Origin of the sequence: Rhizobium sp. 1399 (assembly GCF_031455475.1) — a bacterium.
Taxonomy (GTDB): domain Bacteria; phylum Pseudomonadota; class Alphaproteobacteria; order Rhizobiales; family Rhizobiaceae; genus Rhizobium.
In genome coordinates this window covers 273,934-293,589 of sequence record NZ_JAVDSU010000007.1, presented here as the reverse complement: position 1 = coordinate 293,589, position 19,656 = coordinate 273,934, and the positions used below count along the sequence as shown (strand labels likewise).

The window sequence follows — 19,656 nt, the reverse complement described above, 5'->3', positions numbered from 1 at the left end:
TCCTGCTGTAAAGCCGATACGTGACACACAACCTGCCGGGTAGCGTGCTTGCCTTCCCAAGCCTGTCCACGCTTTCTCTCCGGCTTAGGGGACAGGCGCGACGTTCCAGGTTGCCCGGCCCCGCCCGCGTGGAATCCTGGAGTTCTTCATGACCTATGTCGTGACCGACAATTGCATTCGCTGCAAATATACCGACTGTGTTGAAGTCTGCCCCGTCGACTGTTTCTACGAGGGCGAGAATTTCCTCGTCATCCATCCCGATGAGTGCATCGATTGCGGTGTTTGCGAGCCGGAATGTCCGGCCGAGGCGATTAAGCCCGATACCGAACCGGGTCTCGACAAGTGGCTGAAGATTAACGCTGAATATGCGAGCATCTGGCCGAATATCACGGTCAAGAAAGAGCCGATGGCCGAGGCCAAGGAGATGGACGGCGAGACCGGAAAATTCGAGAAATACTTCTCGGAAAAGCCCGGCAGCGGCGACTGAAAATTTCGACGTGCGGTGCCGATGAAACCGGGTTCAGCCGCAGGTTAAACGTTTCAAATTACGCGTGAGTCACATGGGGGCTATGTGTTGCCCACATGACTCACGTTAAGCAAATTATTGATTTCCTCATATTTTTGTGATACGTTCACCACACTGTTCCATTTGTGGCATGACGCATGCCCAAAACCATCACGAAAGTAAAACAAATCCGTACGCGGTTTCCGTGACATATCAATAACTTGAGCTGTCGGATCCCAAGATCGCGCGCAAGGATACCTTTTGCTTCTGTCTGGTGGAACCAGAGTGAAGTCACCCGACGGATTTAACCGTCTCATCCGGGCCTGACTGACCCGGCTCCGGCCGCCGCCGGTAGCGTAACAGGGAGTTTTTGATTAGAATGACCACCCAGCAGAAAAAACCTTCTACCGCACGTCACGGCTTCAAGACTGGTGAATCGATCGTGTACCCCGCACATGGCGTCGGTACCATCACGGCTATCGAAGAGCAAGAAGTCGCCGGCATGAAGCTTGAACTTTTCGTCATCGATTTCGAAAAGGACAAGATGCGGCTGAAGGTCCCGGTCGCGAAGGCCATGAGCATTGGCATGCGTAAGCTTTCCGAGACCGATTTCGTCGAGCGCGCCCTCAAGGTCGTGCAGGGCAAGGCTCGCGTCAAGCGCACCATGTGGTCCCGTCGCGCTCAGGAATATGATGCCAAGATCAATTCCGGCGACCTGATTTCCATCGCAGAGGTCGTTCGCGATCTTTATCGTGCCGAGAACCAGCCGGAACAGTCCTATTCCGAGCGTCAGCTCTATGAGGCTGCTCTTGACCGCATGGCTCGCGAAATCGCTGCCGTCAACAAAATGTCTGAAACCGAAGCAGTTCGCCTCGTCGAGACCAATCTCAACAAGGGTCCGAAGCGTGGCAAGGTAATCGAAGAAGACGACTCGCAGGACGAAGCCGCTTAATAGCGCATTGTTTTTGCTGATGAAAAAACCCGGCCTTGGTGCCGGGTTTTTTATTGGAACTTTTTCGCCGCTACGACGTTCATACACAGTAGTGCGGACATGACCGGAGCCCATAAAGCTCGGTTTGACTTCCGCCGAAGCTGTCAACGTTCGATGAGGAGAGGATCATGATTTCCAGAATTTGCCTTTCCGGCAATCTCAAGAAACAGATCCAATCCTGCCGTCTTGGCGGCACATGACGAGAGATAGGGCCTCCTCCTGAAAAGTCCAGGAGGAGGCCTTTATGCATTCAAGACCCTAGTTTGCTCCGGCGCAGCGATGTTCCGGAAACGATGTTTGCTTGTTCATTTTTAGGCACGTGGCCCATTTAGGAGAGCGATATGAAGAACATGTCTGCAGATCGGCGCATGATCAAAATAGCAATGGCGGCTCCCTATCTTGCCCGTGAAGAAGAGCATAACCTGGCCATTCGTTGGAAAGATCATGAAGACCGCGGCGCCCGCAACCAGATCGCCATGGCGCATATGCGCCTCGTCATTTCCATGGCAGGCAAGTTCCGCAATTTCGGCCTGCCGATGAGCGATCTCGTACAGGAAGGTTATGTCGGGCTTCTGGAGGCCGCGGCCCGGTTCGAACCGGCGCGCGATGTGCGCTTTTCCACGTATGCAAGCTGGTGGATCCGCGCCTCGATCCAGGACTATATCCTACGCAATTGGTCGATCGTGCGCGGCGGTACGAGTTCGGCGCAGAAGGCACTTTTCTTCAATCTGCGGCGCCTGCGCGCCAAACTTGCCAAGGGCGATACGCAGCTGACACTGCAATCCATTCATCAGGAAATCGCGGCTGCCCTCGGTGTCAGCCTTGCTGACGTGCAGACCATGGATGCGCGCCTTTCCGGCAACGACGCCTCGCTGCAGGCGCCTTCCGTATCGGGTGATGCCGACAGTGCAGAAAAGATGGATTTCCTCGTCAGCGACGAACCGCTGCCGGATGAGCAGGTCTCGAACATGATCGACGGCGAACGCCGTCGCGTCTGGCTTGCCTCTGCCCTCAAGCATCTCAATGAGCGTGAAATGAAGATCATCAGCGCGCGCCGGCTGGCTGAAGACGGGGCGACACTCGAAGAGCTCGGCGCCGACCTCGGCATTTCCAAAGAGCGCGTGCGCCAGATCGAAAGCCGGGCGATGGAAAAGCTTCGTACGGCGCTCGTCAGCGCCGATCCGCACATGGCAGCCTATGCCTGACAGGAATTACTCCCCAGCAGCACAGACTGGCCCGGCATAAGCCGGGCCTTCTTTTATTCGGAGATAATCTTCACGCGGTCGCCGGGAGAAACGGCAGCGCCCGTCGGCAGGGCGTTGATCAGTTTGAAGAGATCGAGCTTGCGATCGGTACCCATCATGCGGGAAGCGAGCGTGGTGATGTTCTCGCCAGGGCGGACTGTGACCACCCGCACGCGAAGCGGCTTCAGCGAAGCGGCTTCGTCCGGCGTCATACGGCGGAAGCTTGCGCGCAGAACGTCTGCCGTCGGCTCCAGCGACGGGCTGCCTTTCGGCACCGCCGTCAGGAAGCGGAAGATCTGATTGTTGTTTCTGATGACCGTGACATCGAAGTCCCAGCGGTCGGCAGTGGCGCGCGCGGTCGCAGCCTCCATGCCATTGACGTTGATCGGCTGGATGGTCGAGGGATCGAGGCCGGTAACCCAGCCACTGGAAATGTAATTCGTCAGGCTCTGGTTCTGGTTGTCGGCCACGCCGTCAAAGCGGATGGCGATATCGTTCGGGCCGGTTGCCATGACAGCTTCGACCTTGTTGTCGATGCTGAAGTCGGGCGGCACGTCGAAGCGGATGCCGAGGCCGCCGTGCAGGAAGGTCTGGCCGCGTACATAGCCCTCTTCCGGGCTGTCGCCGTAGAGAAGGCCGTCGATGCCATCGAGATAGTAGTCACGGCCTTTATCACCGACGGAGCCTTCCTGGCCGAAGGCGCGAGCGTGGGTGCGGGCAAGCTCGATGCGCTGGGCGGAATTCGGATGGCTCGACAGGAAGTCCAGGCTCTGGTCGGCCTCGGGATCGACCGACATGAAGCGGCTGTAAGCGGCCATGGAGTCGAGGAAACGGGCTGCGGCATAAGGATCATAGCCGGCTTCACCGAGCATGCGTACGCCGATGACGTCGGCCTGCAGTTCCTGCTGACGAGAGAAGGCGGCCAGACGCAGCTTGCCTCGGGCAAGCGCCTGTTTGCCGGCTATATCGCTAGACAGCACTTCGGCGACGACACGGCTGGCAATGACTTCCGCCTCTTCACGCTTCTGCCGCTCGATGCCATGGTTTGCGGTGACGTGGCCCATCTCGTGTGACAGCACGGCCGCGACTTCCGAGGCATCGTTGGCGAGAGCCAGCAGGCCGCGGGTGACATAGAGATAACCGCCCGGCAGCGCGAACGCGTTGATAGCGGGCGAGTTCAGGATGGTGATGCGATAGGACTGGCTCGGATTTTCCGAGACGGCCGTCAGCGCGCCGGCGATGCGGGCGACGAGGCGCTCGGTCTTGGCGTCCTTATACTCGCCGCCATAACTTGCAACGATGCGCGGATGCTCGCGGGCGCCCATGGCGGCGCGCGGGTCGTTCTTCTGCACTTCATCGACGATTTGCGGATTGGACGAAGGGCCCACGGTCGGCTGATAGGATTGTTGGATCAACGACTCGCAGCCGTTCAGCGCAACGGCGCAGGCCGACAGCAGCAGGAAACGGCGCGCCCAACGGCGCGGCGCGAAAAAGGCATCACTGGAAAGCGCGGGCGATTTCCACGTCGTCATGCTGTCCAGTCTGTCTCTCCGCACCATTTTAAGTCGCCGGTCTGCCGCATCTTCGGGCCGGCCGTTGCCAGAAAAATTCAATAGGCTTCCGCCTCGGTTCTCGCGCTGCACAATCGGCCGATCCAAGTCTTTGCTGTAGCCGATTTCCGCATGGGTTGCATAGCGAGACTCTATCTAAATGTGGCGCCGTTGCATTTCGGCAATGCCCCGCCTGTCGAGGCACTTCTCGCTCCGATGAAATTATGGCGAAAGTTCCATCGCGAGTGCAGATTCCGGCTGCACTGCGGAAAAAATCGGTCAGTACGGCGACCGATGCGGGCACGCGTAACATTCGCGCGAATAATACAATTAATGGTGGTGTTTTCGAGCCGACTAAATTGAAGAGGCGCGGAGGCCGCGCGCTCTGTGCTTACTCCGCGGCTTCGGCGGCGGCGGCGGTGGTCTGGCTGGTCTTCTGTTCGCCGGCGCGGGGGAGCTGCACCGGCTTCAGCATGATGGCGGCGATCAGACCGATCAAAGCGATGCCGCAGGAGGTCATGAACAGCGGCGAGAAGGCGGAGGCGTAAGCATTAGCCACCGCCTGACGGCTGGCTTCGGGAAGTGCTGCCATCATCTTCGGCGTCAGCTCCTCGATATTGGCCACCCCCGGGATTGAGGAGCCGAGCCTGCCGAGCTGCGATGCAATGATTGCACCGTAAATGGAGATGGCAATCGAGGCGCCGCCCATACGCGACAGCGTGACCGAGCCGGTCGCAGCACCCACATCGCGGGCCGGTGCGGCATTCTGAACGCCGATGACCGGAACCTGCTGGGCAAGGCCGATACCGATGCCGTGCAGCAGCATGATCGCGCCGATGAAGGCAATCGGTGTGCCGGCGTGAACCTGTGAGATCAGTGCAAAAGCGATGGCGCTGCAGGTGAGGCTGGCAATTGCGAAGGGCTTGTAGCGGCCTGTCTTCGAAATGATGCGGCCGGCATTCAGGGAGCCGCAGACGAGACCGCCTGTCAGCAGAATGAAGAGCAGACCGGCGCCCGACGGCGAAAGGCCTGTCGTCGTCTGAAGGAACAGCGCGAGGTAGTTGACCATGCCGATGGCGATTGCGCCGCCCATGATCGAGATTACCAGCAGCAGGCTGAAGGTGGAATTGCGGAAGAGCGCCAGCGGCACGATCGGCTCCGGCGCGCGACGTTCGACGAAAACCCAGGTGATGGCGCAAACGACACCGAAGGCGATTATGCCGATGCTCTGCGGCGAGATCAACGCACCGAAAAGCTCGCTGCTGTCGGTCGCAAGCACGATGCTGGTTGTCGTCAGCGCCAGCAGGAGTGCGCCGACATAGTCGATCTTCGGCCGGCGATGCGGCTTACGGTAAGGCAGCATGAAGGCGAGGCCGGTAAGCACGATGAAGCCGATCGGCACATTGACGAGGAAGATCGAGCGCCAGCCGAAGAGATCGCTCATCGTGCCGCCGAGGACCGGGCCGATGGCGCCGGAGGCCATCAGTACGAGGCTGGAATAGCTCTGGTAGCGGGCGCGTTCGCGCGGCTCGAAGAGGTCGGCATTGACGGCGAAAATCGAAACCATGATGCCGCCGCCGCCGAAGCCCTGCAGCACGCGGGCGGCAATCAGCGTGTTCATCGAGACGGCGAGACCGCAGACGGCGGAGCCCACCGTGAAGATCGCGATTGCCGTCATCATCACATATTTGCGTCCGAAGAGATCGCCGAGCTTGCCATAGAGCGGCATCACGGCGCTGAGCGCCAGCAGATAGGCCGAACCGATCCAGCCGAAGCGGTCCAGATGACCGAACTCGCCGACGATGGTCGGCAGTGCGGTGGAGACGATCTGGTTATCCAGCGTCGCCATGAACATGGCGGTCATCAGGAAGAAGAAGAGGATGAGCCGCCGACGGGGATCCGTTACGAGCGGTGCGGGGGCAAGTTGCATATCCATGGGATGGGCCATTCTCGTTATATGGATATATTATGTGCTAATGTCATATATTTGTCAAGGGCACATTATTGACATTGGCATATTTTATTTTGAGCTCCGGTCTGTTATGATTCCGTCATGAACGAGACCTTGACCAAGACAAGAACGACAGAGCTTGATGATCCTTTGGACAGTGTGCCGCGCATCGGCCGCACCATGACGCGCATGCGAATGATGACGGGCCGCCGGCTGATCGGCCGCCTGGCGATCCAGAGCGTGGCACCGGATCTGGAACTGTCTCATCTCGACGTACTCGATGCCGTGCGCCGCGCACAGGAAAATGGCGAGGTGACGGTCGGCGCCATTGCCGAGATGCTACGCATCGACCCGTCGAGGGCAAGCCGCGTCGTGTCCGATATGGTGGGCCGCAACGTCCTGCGCCGTGAGGCTTCGCAGGCGGATGCGCGACGTATCGTCGTCGTCATGACTCCGCTCGGGAAGGATCTGCTGGCGGAAATCCGGGCCCAGAAGCTCGCCTTCGTTTCCGAGGTTGTGCGGGACTGGCCACAGGAGGAGATCGACACTTTCTCGCTGCTGTTCGAGAAATTCATCGGCGGCTACGAGGCGATCTTCCTTTCGCGCGACAAGGATACGCCGGGCTAAGAAAATAGTCCGAGCGTTTGATCTCGCTCAAGCCGACCCATCCAAGGCAAGCCTAAGTCTCTCCTCGTTCGACGTCATCAGGAGAGATTCACATGAAACATCATCCGCTTCGGCTGAGGGGTATTTTTACCGCTATCGTTTTCGCATCCTTCGGGCATGCGGCGCTTTCGGCCGATCTGGCGCCTTCGGCGGGCTCGCCAATGGCGACGCAAAGCCCATGGCAGGTACGTCTTCGTGCGCTTGGCGTGATCACGCGCGACAACGGCTCAGTCGATGGGATTCCCGGATCCGATCTGTCCTATTCGGACACGGTGATTCCGGAAGTGGATATCTCCTATTTCTTCACCGACAATATTTCCGCCGAGCTCGTTCTCGGCACGACCTATGCCAATGTGCATGGCGAAGGCTCGATTGCCGGCCTCGGGGAAATCGGCAAGACGTGGCTGCTGCCGCCGACGCTGACGCTGCAATATCATTTCACCGATTTCGGTGCCTTCCAGCCCTATCTCGGTGCCGGTGTGAACTACACTGTCTTCTACAACCAGTCCGGCAAGAGCGCCGACAGCCTCGATGTGAAGAACACGTTCGGCGTCGCGCTGCAGGCCGGTTTCGACTACATGTTCGATGAGCATTGGGGTGCGAACCTGGATGTGAAGAAGATCTTCCTGCGTCCGGATTTCGATGCGACCGTCGGCGGTGCCGATGTCAGTGGCAAGGCGAAACTGGATCCCTGGCTGATCGGCGCCGGTGTCACCTATCGCTTCTAGAGCATTTGATTGACGCAATTCCGGTCGCAAAACCGTTGCATGCTTTTGCGGGAATTGCTTTGAGGGAAAGGCACCGGATATCCGGCGCCTCTTCCCCTTCACCCCCCGTTTGCGCTATGGGCAATGCCCATGAGCCAATCCACCTTCACCATCCTGCTCGGCGGGGCACTCAGCCTGACGGATCGTCTGCGCGACGCCGTGCGGGAAAGCCGGTTTATTGCGGCCGACGGCGGCATGCGGCATGCGACGGCCCTGGGCGTGGTGCCGGAACTGTGGGTTGGCGATTTCGATTCCACGCCGCCCGATCTCGACGGCGCTTTTCCCGATGTGCCACGCCAGCCCTATCCAGCCGCAAAGGCTGCGACGGATGGTGAAATTGCCGTTTCCGAGGCGATCGAACGTGGCGCCAAGCGCCTGATCCTTGCGGGTGCGCTGGGCGGTGAACGGTCCGACCACGCCTTGCAGCATCTGCTCTACGCCGTGGAGTTGGCGGAGGAAGGCTTCGACATGCTGCTGACCTCGGGCAGTGAGGAGGCCGTGCCTTTGCTTCCTGGCTCGCTGGAGATCGATCTTCCGCCGGGCAGCCTGTTTTCCGTGCCAGGCTTCAGCGAGCTGCGTGGCCTGTTCATCGAAAATGCCCGCTATCCGCTCGCCGACTTCCATTTGCCCTTCGGCTCGTCGCGCACCATTTCCAATGTGGCGGAAGGCCCCGTGCGCTTCTCGCTTGCCAGCGGCAGGGCCATCGTGCTCGCGCGGCCCTATGATCTTTCCGGAGTCTGATACTTGGCGCCTCCCATTCTGAAACTCGACGATATCTTCCTGAGCTTCGGCGGTGCACCGCTTCTGGCGGGGGCCGCCCTGCAGGTGGAGTCCGGCGACAAGATCTGTCTCGTGGGCCGCAACGGCTCGGGCAAATCGACGCTTCTGAAGATCGCCGCCGGCCTGGTCGACGCGCAGTCGGGTGAGGTCTTCCGCCATCCAGCGTCCACGGTGCGCTATCTGGAGCAGGCGCCGGATTTTGCCGACTTCCAGACCGTGCAGGCCTATGCCGAAGCCGGTCTCGGACCGGGCGATGATCCCTATCGTGTCAGCTACCTGCTCTCGCATCTCGGGCTGACCGGCGAGGAAAATCCTAAGAAGCTTTCTGGCGGCGAAGCGCGCCGCGCAGCACTTGCGCGCGTACTGGCGCCGGAGCCGGACATCCTGCTGCTCGACGAGCCAACCAACCATCTCGACCTGCCGACCATCGAGTGGCTGGAAGGCGAATTGCAGAAGACGCGCAGTGCGCTGGTGCTGATCTCACACGACCGCCGCTTCCTCGAAATGGTCTCGACGGCCACCGTCTGGCTTGACCGCGGCACGTCTCGCCGGCTCGACAAAGGCTTTGCGTTTTTCGAGGCATGGCGGGACCAGGTGCTGGAGGCAGAGGAGCTGGAGCAGCACAAGCTCGGCAAGGCGATCGAGCGGGAAGAACACTGGCTGCGCTATGGCGTGACGGCACGACGCAAGCGCAACATGCGCCGGCTCGGCGAGCTGCAGACGATGCGTTCGCAGTATCGTGGCCACAAAGGACCGCAGGGAACCGTGCAGGCAAGCGCTTCCGATGCGCAGGAATCCGGCAAGCTAGTGATCGAGGCTGACAAGATCACCAAGAGCTATGACGACCGGCCGATCGTCGCGCCGTTCTCGATCCGCGTGCATCGCGGCGATTGCATCGGTCTCGTTGGCCCGAACGGCGCCGGCAAGACGACGCTTTTGAAGATGCTGACCGGTCAGCTTGCGCCCGACAGCGGCACGGTGAAGCTCGGCACCAATCTTGATATCGCGACCCTCGACCAGAAGCGTGAGGATCTGAATCTCGACGATACGCTTGCCAACTACCTTACGGATGGGCGTGGTGAGAATCTGCTGGTCAATGGCGAGCAGCGGCATGTGACCGGCTATATGAAGGAATTCCTGTTCCAGCCGGAGCAGGCGCGCACGCCGATCAAGAATCTCTCCGGCGGCGAACGCGCCCGGCTGATGCTGGCGCGCATCCTGTCGCGGCCGACGAACCTGCTCATCCTCGACGAGCCGACCAACGATCTCGACATCGAGACGCTGGATCTCTTGCAGGAGATCGTCACGGGTTTTGCCGGCACCGTCATCCTCGTCAGCCACGATCGCGACTTCCTCGACCGGACTGTGACCTCGACGATTGCGCCAGCCAATCCGGAAGCGCCGGACGGGCGCTGGATCGAATATGCCGGCGGCTATTCCGACATGCTGGCGCAGCGCAAGGGTGCAGCCGAGGAGCGCCGCAGGGCCGAGAAGGCGGCGGAAAAGCCTAAGGCGCAGGAGACTACTGCGGCTGCTGCACCCTCTGCCTCGAAGGTCAAGCTCTCCTACAAGCAGAAATTCGCACTCGAAAACCTGCCGAAAGAAATGGCCAAGGCAGAGGCGGAGATCGGCAAGCGTGAGGAGAAGATGGCCGATCCGAACCTCTTCACCAAGGACCCGGCAACCTTCAACCGGCTGGCATCCGAGATGGAGAAGCTGCGCGAAAGCCTGACGAAGATGGAAGAGGAATGGCTGGAACTCGAAATGCTGCGCGAGGAGCTGGAAGGCTGATCCGATAAAAATTTCCTGAAATGTCGGATCGGGTGGTTTTTCTCCGTCCTTGGGCCGAACGTGATCAACGGCATGGTGCCGCCACGTCATAAGGGAGATTTTTCATGCGCATGATTTTCGTGAACCTGCCGGTCAAGGACCTCGTCAAGTCGAAGGAATTCTTCTCGGCGCTCGGCTTTTCCTACAATCCGAATTTTACCACAGACGATGCTGCCTGCATGATCGTCGAGGAAAACATCTATGTGATGCTGCTGACCCACGGTCATTTCCAGCAGTTCATCGAGGGCGATATCGCCGATACGACGAAGGGCAAGGAAGTGCTGACCTGCCTTTCGGCCGGCAGCCGCGATGAGGTGGATGACTACCTCAAGAAGGCGCTGGCAGCGGGCGGCAAGCCCTGGAAGCCGATCCTCGATATGGGGCCGATGTATGGATGCAGCTTCCAGGACCTCGACGGCCATGTCTGGGAAATCATGTACATGGACATGTCTGCTGCCGGTTGAGCCGGTCTTTTCAAAGGTCTTTCGCGGACTCCGGCGTCTGGAACCGGATTGTCGGGTTCCGCTTTCCTCACTTTTCCTTGATTCGCCCGCGCCGCGTCATGCGGCATAGAGTGCCGCTCAGCTGGGGATCGTGCCGATCAATGGCGACAAGGAAGAGTTACATGTCTTGCAAATCCTATACCAGAATATTGACGGCGCTTGCCGCCAGCGGCTTCGTCGTGCTTAGCCTTTCGCAGGCGGCGATTGCTCAGGAAAACCAACGCGTGCGCGTTCGTGGCACGATCGAGAGTCTCAACGGCGACACGCTAACCGTCAAGACCCGCGAGGGCAGCGATGCGACGGTGGCGCTCAAGTCCGGCTGGAAGGTCTCGGGTATCAGGAATGCTTCTGTCGATGATATCAAGGTCGGCGATTTCGTTGGTGTCGCCTCCTTGCCGAAGGGCACAGGTCCCGATGGCGCGATCGAGGTGCTGATCTTCCCGGCCGCGATGAAGGGCACCGGCGAAGGCAGCCGTCCGTGGGACGTGCAGCCGAACAGTTCGATGACCAATGCGACCGTCAGCAATGCGGTCAAGGCTGTTGACGGCCACACGATCACGCTCACCTATCAGGGCAAGGAAAAGACCATCTCGATTGCCGAGGGCACGCCGATCGTTACCTTTGCGCCGGCAACGAAAGATGATCTGAAGCCGGGCGCCGGCGTTATCGTCATGGCGGAAAGGGCAGCCGACGGCAGTATCTCGGCCGCTCAGGTCGCCGTCGGCATCAACGGCGTGATGCCGCCGATGTAAGCTCTCCTGGAGCAATTTCAGCCAAACCGCTGTGTATTTCTTCTACTGGAATTGATCAGAGCGCCGGGGCAGGAGCTGCCGCGGCGCTTGATCCTGCGACGGATGCTACCGGTTCTTCATCGGATTTCGAAGGCAGCGCCAGCAGATGCAATGTGCGCGGATGCAGCGCTTCCAGATAGGTCTCCGAGCGGCCGATATAGATCATGCCGGTGTCCGGCATCGTGGTAAGCAGCTTCGTCATAGTGCGCTGCCATTCCGGCTCCATGCCTTCGAGCACTTCGTCGAAGACGGCCCAGCGCGGCTTGACGAGGAGCAGGCGGGCAAAGCCGATTGCCTTCTGTTCATCGGCATCGAGAAGCTTGTCCCAGCGCGCGCGGCTATCGAGGCGGGCGACCAGCGAATGCAAGCCGGCAGCCTCAAGTGCGGCTTCGATGGCCGCGGTGTCATAGGCTTCGGGTTTTTGGGGGAATGCGATCGCCTCGCGCAGCGTTCCACCCGGTACATAGGCAACCTGGGGGATGAACAGGATGTCGTCAATCGGCGGCAGGCCTATTGTGCCTTTGCCGCAGGGCCAGAGGCCGGCCATGGCCTGAAAGAGCAGGCGGCGGTTCACGCTGTGATCGCCGTTGATCATGACCTTTTCGCCGGCCCTGATCGTCACATCCGTTTCGCGCATCTGGAAGCCGCCGCAATCGTCGATATCCTCGCCAAGCTTGGCAACGATGACGATATCCTTCAGCATCAGCCTGTCGGGCGCGGTTTCCTCGTAGACGATTGCGTCCTTCAAATCGAAGTCATCATCCATCTCCTGAAGCGCCTGGCGGAAATCGGTGACGCGCATCAGCGTGGCACGCCATTCGGCAATCGGGCCGAAGTTGGCGACATACCAGCGCAGCGCCGTATTGACCTGGTTGAAGGCGCCAACCGACATCATCAGCTGGCCGAATGTGAGGCCGCCGGAGAAATAGGCGGGGGCTGCAACAATGATCGGGATAACGATAACCAGCCAGCCATAACCCGCCGAGACCCAGGTCAGGTTGGTATTGGCCATGGCGAGCCGCTTGATGACGGTAAGGACGTTGCTGATATCGCCGTTGATGCGTTTGCGCTCGTTCTCTTCGCCACGCGCCACTGTTATCGCCGGCATGTTCTCGTTGGCATGCATCAGCGCAAAGCGCAGTTCGGCTTCCTTCGAGAATCGGTCGGCATTGAGCTTGACGAGCTTGCGGCCAACGACCTGGCTCAATAGTGAGGCCGATGCGGCGTAGAAGATCGCCGCCCAGACCATATAGCCGGGGATGGTGAAGCTGTGGCCGCTGATATGGAAGATAAAGCCGCTCGAAAGTTCCCACAAGACGCCGATGAAACTGACGAGCAGAATGGTCGATTGCAGGAGGCCGAGAGCGAGGTTGGTGGTGCTTTCGGCAAGATTGCGGGAATCTTCGTGAAGGCGCTGGTCCGGGTTAATGCCGAGGATGCCGATGGTGGAGAGCTTGAGGGCGCGCTTGCGCTCCAGCCACTGATCGACGAGATCGCGTGAGAGGCCTTCGCGCATGTAGAGGGCGGTCATCTGGTTCAGCCATGCCTGCAGCACGTTGAGCAGCAACAGCGCACCGGCGATCATCGCGAAGACTTCGAGCTGGCGGAAGAACTCGCCGAGATCACGACGCTCGAGGGAATCGTAGAAAGGGGCGTTCCATTCGTTGAGGATCACCTGTCCATAGGCGGTCATCAGGATGATGACGACAAGCAGGATCGCAAGTCCCACGACCTTGCCGCGAACCTGCGAATTCCAGAATGCGGAGAACATCACTCCAAGCCGATATGTCAGGCTGAGATCATACCCCACCCGGTCCTGACTCTGGATGCCCTTCCCCCCTTTGACGTCATTTTTCATTATTTTTTCCAAAATCGCCCATCACACCATTAATAACATGGGGGCGTTACTGGTCCATCAACAGATTCCACCACCCATAAAGAAAGCGTGATGGCTTGTGCAGCTGTCTCTATTGACAGTTGATTCGCAGCGCGACTGGCGCTAATTAGGATGCCTCGTGGTGATTTGGCCGGCCGGCTTGCAGCCACGTTAAATAAATCGCTAAAGGGCCGCGTGCGGACCGGTAGCGATTCTTTCGCCGCCGGTTTTTTATTTTGATCGAGTTGACCGCAATGCCCATCAAGATCCCCGATACGCTGCCCGCATTCGAAACCCTCGTGAACGAGGGCGTGCGGGTGATGACCGAAACGGTGGCGATCCGCCAGGATATCCGCCCCTTGCACATCGGGCTGCTCAACCTCATGCCGAACAAGATCAAGACCGAGGTGCAGATGGCGCGCCTGGTGGGTGCTTCGCCGCTGCAGGTAGAACTCTCGCTGATCCGTGTCGGCAACCACAAGGCCAAGAACACTTCTGAAGAACATCTGCTCGCCTTCTACCAGACCTGGGAGGAAGTGAAGCACCGTAAATTTGACGGCTTCATCATCACGGGTGCGCCGATCGAGACGCTGCCTTACGAGGACGTTACCTATTGGAAGGAAATGCAGCAGATTTTCGACTGGACGCAGACAAACGTCCATTCGACCATGAATGTCTGCTGGGGTGCGATGGCGGGGATTTATCATTTCCACGGCGTGCCGAAATATGAACTGAAGGAAAAGGCCTTCGGCGTTTACCGCCACCGTAATCTCAAGCCCTCTTCCGTTTATCTCAACGGTTTCTCTGATAATTTCGAGGTTCCGGTGTCGCGCTGGACCGAGGTGCGCCGGGCCGACATCGAGAAGGTCGACGGCCTCGAGATCCTGATGGAATCGAGCGAGATGGGCGTGTGTCTCGTCCACGAGCCGAAGGGTCGGCGGCTTTATATCTTCAATCACGTCGAATATGATTCCACGTCTCTTTCGGACGAATATTTCCGCGACGTGAATGCTGGCGTACCGATCAAGATGCCGCACAACTACTTCCCGCATAACGATCCGGCGCTCGCGCCGCAGAACCGCTGGCGCAGCCATGCGCATCTGCTTTTCGGCAACTGGATCAATGAGATCTACCAGACGACGCCCTACGATATCGAAGAGATCGGCTCGGACATCTGAGCGTCACCGGTCCAGTTTAGAAATGATGCCGTCGCATTTCTGCGACGGCATTTTGTTTTCCGGCCCTGCCCGGTTGCGGTTTGCGGCGAATGGGGGCAGGTTCCGGTTCCTGAATTCTAGGGATGGAGTAAGCGTCGATCATGACGGACAAGTTGGAACGGGAAGTTTTCGGACAGACGAAGGACGGGGAGACCGTCCATCGCGTCGTCATCCGCGGCGGCGGACTGACGGTCAAGGTATTGAGCTGGGGCGCAGTAATCCAGGATATCAGCCTCGAGGGCCATAATGCCCCGCTGGTGCTCGGCTTCGAGGATTTAGGCAGCTACCTCGCGCATTCGCCTTTCTTCGGCGCGACACCGGGACGCTGTGCCAACCGCGTCGGCGACGGCAAGTTCACGCTCGACGGCAAGGACTACCAGCTCGAACTGAACGAGAAGGGTGTCACTCATCTTCACGGCGGCAGCAACAATATCGGTACGCTCGTTTGGACGATCGTCGAGCACGAGACCGACCGTGTCGTGCTGAAGATCGTCGATCCCGATGGCCGCGCCGGTTATCCCGGCAACTGCACGATCCAGGCGACCTATCGCGTACATGGCAATGGCGAGCTTTCCGTCAACTACGAGACGACGACGGATCAACCGACGATCGCCAATGTCTGCCAGCACTCCTATTTCAATCTCGATGGCCGGGAGGATGCGCTGGCGCATGACATCATGATCGCTGCCGACCACTATCTGCCGACCAATGAGAAGCAGATACCGACCGGCGAGATCCGCTCTGTCGAAGGCACGGCGTTCGATTTCCGCGCGATGGCGCCGATGAAGCGTTTCGCCGGTCAGGAGCAGGCGCTCTACGATCATAATTTCTGCTTCTCGAGCGAGCGCACGGCCAAGCGCTCCGTCGTACTTGCCCGCAGCCTGCATTCCGGCGTCTCGCTGGAAGTGCGCACGACCGAGCCTGGCGTACAGTTCTATGCCGGCTTCAAGCTCGGCGTGCCGGTGCCGGGTCTCGGGGGCCGCAAGTATGCGCCATTCGCAGGCTTCTGCCTGGAAACGCAGATCTGGCCTGACGCCATCAATCACGCGGATTTTCCGAACGCGGTTCTGCGTCCAGGTGAGGTACTGCGGCAGGAAACGGATTACATCTTCACGAAGAACTGAGTTCAGCTATCCTGTCAGGATCAATGAAAACCCTCGCGGTGTCCCGCGAGGGTTTTTCTTTTTGGTGAAGCGAATCCGACTTGCCGATTGGTTCTAAATAGGTTCTATTATACGTCCATGGATAGAACCAGTCTGATAGCGGAACTGAATGGTCGTGGGCTGCGCGATGAGGCGGCAACGGGGCCGCTTTACAAGCGGCTGGCGCAGGCGCTCACGGGCCTCATTCAGGAAGGTCTGCTGAAGCCCGGAACAGCGCTGCCCGGCGAACGCGATCTAGCGGAAGCCCTGAAGCTTGGCCGCGTGACGGTTCGGACAGCCTATCGCGATCTCATGACATCGGGTGCGCTGGAATCGCGCCACGGCAGCGGCACCTTCGTTTCCAGCAAGGTGGAGCGCATGGAGCAGTCGCTATGGCGGCTTTCCTCCTTCTCGGCAGACATGCGCTCGCGCGGACGCTCGCCGGCGGCGAAGATCCTGTCGCGTACCATCAACAATCCGTCTCCCGAAGAATCCTTCCTGCTCGGCCTCGGTGTCGATGAGCCCGTGCTGCGGCTCGACCGCCTTCGTCTGGCTGACGGGCTGCCCCTCGCCATCGAACGCGCGGTCGTGCCGGTCAAGTTTCTCGGCGAGGATGCCGGCGGTGAAGGCTCGCTCTATGATGCGCTCGCCCAGAGCGGCCACAAGCCGGTGCGCGCCATGCAGCGGCTGACCGCCGTCACGCTCGATCCTTCATCGGCGGCTATCCTCGATGTCAAGGCCGGTGCGCCGGCGCTTCTGATCGAACGCGTTTCACGCCTGGAAGACCAGCGCGTCGTTGAATACACCCGCTCGCATTATCGTGGTGACGCCTATGATTTCGTCGCCGAACTGAGAATTGGAGATGACCTATGAGTGAGAACCAGTCGTTGATGCTGCAGGAGGCGGGCCAATCGCCCGAAGTGGTCGCTACCCTGCTCGAAAAGGAAAAGCCGGTCTTCGCAGAAATCGCCCGGCTGTTCTCGTCCGCCCGCCCGAGCGTGGTGACGACGGCGGCTCGCGGCTCTTCCGACCATGCGGCGACCTTCTTCAAATATCTGTTCGAGATTACCTGCGGCGTGCCGGTCGCCTCGATCGGGCCGTCTATTGCTTCCGTTTATGGTGCCTCCCTGCATCTGAAGGGCGGCATCCATTTCACCGTTTCACAGTCGGGCGCGAGCCCTGACATCGTGGCGCTGCAGGAGGCGGCCAAGAAGGGCGGGGCGACGACGATTGCCGTCGTCAACGTCACTGACAGCCCGCTCGCCAAGCAGGCCGATCTCGTTCTTGGCCTCAATGCCGGTGCTGAAAAGAGCGTTGCGGCGACCAAATCCTTCATCGCATCTGTTGCCGCCCTCGCTGGCGTGACGGCTGCGATCAGCGGCAAGGCCGATCTGCAGGCGGCGCTCGAGAAGCTTCCGGCCGCTCTTTCCGCGACGTCCGGCATCGAAACCAAGGCAGCCGAGGATGTGCTGTTCAATGCCGCCTCACTTTATACCGGCGGCCGCGGCACGGCTTTCGCCATCGCTCTCGAGGCGGCCCTGAAGGCCAAGGAGACAGCTGGTCTTCACGCTGAGGCCTTCTCTCTTGCGGAACTGATGCACGGCCCGATGCGCCTCGTACAACCTGGCTTCCCGATCATCGGTTTCGTGCCTGAAGATGCCGCCTACGACAACAATGTAAAGGCGCTGGAGCGTCTGCAGAAGCTTGGCGCTACCACCGTGCCCTTTTCGACGAAGCCGCTCGCCGGCGTCAATCTGCAGGTTCCGACGACCGGCAACGGTCTCGTCGATCCCCTGGTTTCGCTACTCGTCTACTATCGCCTGATCGAGTCCGTCACCCGCCGGAAGGGCTTTGATCCGGACAAGCCGGCCAACCTTCTCAAGGTGACGGAGACCGTCTGATGACCCGCAAGATCTTCACCGGCGCGCGTATCTTCGATGGCGAACGTTTCCATGACGAACGGGCGCTGATCGTCAAGGACGGACGCGTCGAGGCGATCGTCGGCCTGAATGATCTGCCCAAGGGCGAGGTCGTGACACTTGATGGAGGCGTGCTGTCTGCCGGCTTCATCGATGCGCAGGTCAATGGCGGTGGCGGCCGCATGCTGAACGACGAGCCGTCGCCGGGTTCGATGTACATGATCGCCGATGGGCATCGGCCGTATGGAACGACGGCGCTGCTGCCGACGCTGATCACCGATACGGCCGAAGCGACGGTTGCCGCGATCGAGGCGGCGAAAGTCGCGGTGAAGACCAACCGTGGTGTTGCCGGCCTGCATCTGGAAGGTCCGCATCTGGCGCCGGCGCGCAAGGGTGCGCATCTCGCCGAGCTGATGCGTCCGGTCGAGGACAAGGACGTCAAGGGCTTTATCGCCGCGCGCGAGGCGATCGGCACGCTGCTCGTCACCATGGCGGCGGAGCAGGTGACAGTTTCGCAGGTGCGTGAACTGAGCGAATCGGGTGTCATCGTCAGTATCGGTCATTCCGACAGCACCAGTGAGGCGGCGGAAGCCCGCTTCGATGCCGGGGCTCGCGGTGTGACGCATCTCTTTAACGCCATGAGCCAGCTGGCGCACCGCGCGCCGGGGCTCGTGGGTGCCGCGATCGACCATCCGGCCGTCTGGTGCGGCATCATCGCCGATGGCCACCACGTTGATCCGAAGGCGCTGCGCACGGCGCTGCGTGCCAAGCGCGGCGAGGGCAAGCTTTTCTTTGTGACCGACGCCATGTCGCTGGTCGGCTCGCAGATGGATACGTTCACGCTGAACGGCCGCACCGTGCGGCGCGAAAGGGGCGGCTTCTGTTCGAAACTGGTCCTTTCGGACGGCACGCTAGCGGGTTCGGATGTCGACATGGCTTCAACGATCCGCTACGGCGTCACCTATCTGGAACTGACGCTTGCCGAGGCACTCAGGATGGCGACGCTCTATCCGGCGCGTTTCCTTCGGCTTGCCGATCGCGGCCACCTTTCGCCAGGCGCGCGCGCCGATCTCGTGCATTTCACCGATGCAATCGAAGTGACGGCGACCTGGCTAAACGGCGAAGCGGCTTGAAGGAGAGCGGCGGATGAGTGACATCACGGACGCGTATTTCTCCAATCTGATCGGCCGGCTGGAAGAGTTGAAGCGGGCACTGGCCGAACCAATGGCGCAGGCCGCCGCCGCGATCCTTGAGGCTGCCCGTGGCGACAAGCGTGTCTATGTCTTCGGAACCGGCCATTCGCATATGCTGGCGGAAGAGGTGCATTACCGTGCCGGCGGACTTGCCTTTACCGTGCCCGTTCTCGTCGGCTCGGCCATGCTGCATGAGGGTGCGGTCATCAGCTCGGTCTATGAGCGCACCCAAGGGCTGGTGCGGCCAATGCTGGAGCGTTACGGCATGCAGCCGGGTGATGTGATCATCATCGCCTCCAATTCAGGCGTGAATGCCGCGCCGATCGAGGCGGCCGACTACGCGCGCGAGATCGGCGCCAAGGTGATCGCCATCACCTCGATCGCCTATTCGACGGCGATCGCCAATGGGCGCCGGCGGCTTGCCGATGTGGCCGACGTGGTGCTGGATAACGGGCTGCCGCCGGGTGACGCCGTTCTTGATCTCGATGGCACGGGCCTTCGGGTCGGGCCGGTCTCGACGGCTGTGGGCGTCACCGTCATCAATGCCATCTTTGCGGATGTCGCCTCCGAGCTTTCGAAATCGGGCGATGCGCCTGTTTACCTCAGCGCCAACATGCCGGGCGCTGCAGAAATCAATCAGAAGCTGGTGAAGAAATACCGGCCGCGTAACCCGCATCTCTGAGCAGGAGGCCGGCGTTTTTGCCGGTCGTTGTCTATTGGCGCTGCCGGAA

18 protein-coding genes and 1 riboswitch are annotated in these 19,656 nt (G+C 60.1%); of the genes, 15 read left to right on the top strand and 3 right to left on the bottom strand.

The genetic code is table 11. From position 1 onward, the window contains the following. Nucleotides 1-148 precede the first annotated feature (148 nt). The 3 genes from fdxA (at nt 149) to J2X71_RS22920 (ending at nt 2,701) form a co-directional block, all read left to right on the top strand. A complete protein-coding gene (gene fdxA / locus J2X71_RS22930) occupies nt 149-487 on the top strand; it encodes a ferredoxin FdxA (protein WP_007825445.1) in 339 nt (112 codons plus the stop codon). A 397-nt stretch (nt 488-884) separates the two neighbouring features. Next, the gene (locus J2X71_RS22925; RefSeq protein WP_007825443.1) at nt 885-1,457 is read left to right on the top strand and encodes a CarD family transcriptional regulator; all 573 of its coding nucleotides are present in this window, start codon (nt 885-887) and stop codon (nt 1,455-1,457) included. 380 nt (nt 1,458-1,837) lie between these two features. Beyond that, nucleotides 1,838-2,701 carry an RNA polymerase factor sigma-32 gene (locus J2X71_RS22920; protein ID WP_007825441.1) on the top strand — a complete coding sequence of 288 codons (864 nt, stop codon included), beginning with the start codon at nt 1,838-1,840 and terminating at the stop codon, nt 2,699-2,701. A 53-nt stretch (nt 2,702-2,754) separates the two neighbouring features. Here the strand turns inward: J2X71_RS22920 and J2X71_RS22915 are convergent, their stop codons facing one another. After that, nucleotides 2,755-4,299: a M48 family metalloprotease gene (locus tag J2X71_RS22915; protein WP_310385213.1), complete on the bottom strand. Its 1,545-nt coding sequence runs from the start codon at nt 4,297-4,299 to the stop codon at nt 2,755-2,757. Between the two features lie 382 nt (nt 4,300-4,681). Next, complete coding sequence (locus tag J2X71_RS22910) at nt 4,682-6,226, bottom strand: MDR family MFS transporter (protein WP_310385211.1); 1,545 nt, start codon at nt 6,224-6,226, stop codon at nt 4,682-4,684. Between the two features lie 117 nt (nt 6,227-6,343). On the opposite strand from J2X71_RS22910, the gene J2X71_RS22905 reads away from it, so the two are divergent. From J2X71_RS22905 to J2X71_RS22880, 6 genes are all read left to right on the top strand, one after another. Next, a complete protein-coding gene (locus J2X71_RS22905; protein WP_113319833.1) occupies nt 6,344-6,868 on the top strand; it encodes a MarR family winged helix-turn-helix transcriptional regulator in 525 nt (174 codons plus the stop codon). Nucleotides 6,869-6,960: 92 nt separating this feature from the next. Continuing rightward, nucleotides 6,961-7,635 (top strand): OmpW family protein, encoded by a 675-nt coding sequence (locus tag J2X71_RS22900; RefSeq protein ID WP_310385210.1) that lies wholly within the window; start codon nt 6,961-6,963, stop codon nt 7,633-7,635. Between the two features lie 129 nt (nt 7,636-7,764). Further along, nucleotides 7,765-8,415: a thiamine diphosphokinase gene (locus J2X71_RS22895; protein WP_310385208.1), complete on the top strand. Its 651-nt coding sequence runs from the start codon at nt 7,765-7,767 to the stop codon at nt 8,413-8,415. A 3-nt stretch (nt 8,416-8,418) separates the two neighbouring features. After that, the gene (locus J2X71_RS22890; RefSeq protein WP_310385206.1) at nt 8,419-10,245 is read left to right on the top strand and encodes an ABC-F family ATP-binding cassette domain-containing protein; all 1,827 of its coding nucleotides are present in this window, start codon (nt 8,419-8,421) and stop codon (nt 10,243-10,245) included. Between the two features lie 104 nt (nt 10,246-10,349). Beyond that, nucleotides 10,350-10,748, top strand: a complete 399-nt coding sequence (locus tag J2X71_RS22885; protein ID WP_007825426.1) for a VOC family protein — start codon at nt 10,350-10,352, stop codon at nt 10,746-10,748. A 161-nt stretch (nt 10,749-10,909) separates the two neighbouring features. Next, on the top strand, nt 10,910-11,539 hold the full coding sequence (locus J2X71_RS22880) for a DUF5666 domain-containing protein (protein WP_310385203.1): 630 nt from the start codon (nt 10,910-10,912) through the stop codon (nt 11,537-11,539). A 55-nt stretch (nt 11,540-11,594) separates the two neighbouring features. Here J2X71_RS22880 and J2X71_RS22875 read toward each other — a convergent pair whose 3' ends face one another. Further along, nucleotides 11,595-13,436, bottom strand: a complete 1,842-nt coding sequence (locus J2X71_RS22875) for an ABC transporter ATP-binding protein/permease (RefSeq protein WP_310385201.1) — start codon at nt 13,434-13,436, stop codon at nt 11,595-11,597. A 147-nt stretch (nt 13,437-13,583) separates the two neighbouring features. Continuing rightward, nucleotides 13,584-13,661: riboswitch (SAM riboswitch) on the top strand. Nucleotides 13,662-13,708: 47 nt separating this feature from the next. Between J2X71_RS22875 and metA the strand changes: the two genes are divergently transcribed. From metA to J2X71_RS22845, 6 genes are all read left to right on the top strand, one after another. Continuing rightward, nucleotides 13,709-14,632, top strand: coding sequence for a homoserine O-succinyltransferase (gene metA, locus J2X71_RS22870; protein ID WP_310385199.1), 924 nt, complete (start codon nt 13,709-13,711; stop codon nt 14,630-14,632). A gap of 140 nt (nt 14,633-14,772) precedes the next feature. Continuing rightward, complete coding sequence (locus J2X71_RS22865) at nt 14,773-15,795, top strand: aldose epimerase family protein (protein ID WP_310385197.1); 1,023 nt, start codon at nt 14,773-14,775, stop codon at nt 15,793-15,795. A gap of 117 nt (nt 15,796-15,912) precedes the next feature. Further along, complete coding sequence (locus tag J2X71_RS22860) at nt 15,913-16,686, top strand: GntR family transcriptional regulator (protein ID WP_310385194.1); 774 nt, start codon at nt 15,913-15,915, stop codon at nt 16,684-16,686. Continuing rightward, complete coding sequence (locus tag J2X71_RS22855) at nt 16,683-17,714, top strand: SIS domain-containing protein (protein WP_310385192.1); 1,032 nt, start codon at nt 16,683-16,685, stop codon at nt 17,712-17,714. The genes J2X71_RS22860 and J2X71_RS22855 overlap by 4 nt, the downstream gene beginning before the upstream one ends. Continuing rightward, nucleotides 17,714-18,865: an N-acetylglucosamine-6-phosphate deacetylase gene (nagA, locus tag J2X71_RS22850; RefSeq protein ID WP_310385190.1), complete on the top strand. Its 1,152-nt coding sequence runs from the start codon at nt 17,714-17,716 to the stop codon at nt 18,863-18,865. Before J2X71_RS22855 ends, nagA begins: the two co-directional genes overlap by 1 nt. 13 nt (nt 18,866-18,878) lie before the next feature. After that, complete coding sequence (locus J2X71_RS22845) at nt 18,879-19,607, top strand: SIS domain-containing protein (protein ID WP_037101955.1); 729 nt, start codon at nt 18,879-18,881, stop codon at nt 19,605-19,607. Nucleotides 19,608-19,656: the final 49 nt, after the last annotated feature.

Bases quoted from the DNA above. Each gene is read 5' to 3' on its own strand.
- J2X71_RS22845 (WP_037101955.1), top strand. From the start codon at position 18,879: ATGAGTGACATCACGGACGCGTATTTCTCCAATCTGATCGGCCGGCTG.
- J2X71_RS22875 (WP_310385201.1), bottom strand. From the start codon at position 13,436: ATGAAAAATGACGTCAAAGGGGGGAAGGGCATCCAGAGTCAGGACCGG.
- J2X71_RS22925 (WP_007825443.1), top strand. From the start codon at position 885: ATGACCACCCAGCAGAAAAAACCTTCTACCGCACGTCACGGCTTCAAG.
- fdxA (WP_007825445.1), top strand. From the start codon at position 149: ATGACCTATGTCGTGACCGACAATTGCATTCGCTGCAAATATACCGAC.
- J2X71_RS22905 (WP_113319833.1), top strand. From the start codon at position 6,344: ATGAACGAGACCTTGACCAAGACAAGAACGACAGAGCTTGATGATCCT.
- J2X71_RS22920 (WP_007825441.1), top strand. From the start codon at position 1,838: ATGAAGAACATGTCTGCAGATCGGCGCATGATCAAAATAGCAATGGCG.
- J2X71_RS22860 (WP_310385194.1), top strand. From the start codon at position 15,913: ATGGATAGAACCAGTCTGATAGCGGAACTGAATGGTCGTGGGCTGCGC.
- J2X71_RS22910 (WP_310385211.1), bottom strand. From the start codon at position 6,226: ATGGATATGCAACTTGCCCCCGCACCGCTCGTAACGGATCCCCGTCGG.
- J2X71_RS22865 (WP_310385197.1), top strand. From the start codon at position 14,773: ATGACGGACAAGTTGGAACGGGAAGTTTTCGGACAGACGAAGGACGGG.
- J2X71_RS22915 (WP_310385213.1), bottom strand. From the start codon at position 4,299: ATGGTGCGGAGAGACAGACTGGACAGCATGACGACGTGGAAATCGCCC.
- J2X71_RS22900 (WP_310385210.1), top strand. From the start codon at position 6,961: ATGAAACATCATCCGCTTCGGCTGAGGGGTATTTTTACCGCTATCGTT.
- J2X71_RS22880 (WP_310385203.1), top strand. From the start codon at position 10,910: ATGTCTTGCAAATCCTATACCAGAATATTGACGGCGCTTGCCGCCAGC.
- J2X71_RS22895 (WP_310385208.1), top strand. From the start codon at position 7,765: ATGAGCCAATCCACCTTCACCATCCTGCTCGGCGGGGCACTCAGCCTG.
- J2X71_RS22855 (WP_310385192.1), top strand. From the start codon at position 16,683: ATGAGTGAGAACCAGTCGTTGATGCTGCAGGAGGCGGGCCAATCGCCC.
- nagA (WP_310385190.1), top strand. From the start codon at position 17,714: ATGACCCGCAAGATCTTCACCGGCGCGCGTATCTTCGATGGCGAACGT.
- metA (WP_310385199.1), top strand. From the start codon at position 13,709: ATGCCCATCAAGATCCCCGATACGCTGCCCGCATTCGAAACCCTCGTG.
- J2X71_RS22885 (WP_007825426.1), top strand. From the start codon at position 10,350: ATGCGCATGATTTTCGTGAACCTGCCGGTCAAGGACCTCGTCAAGTCG.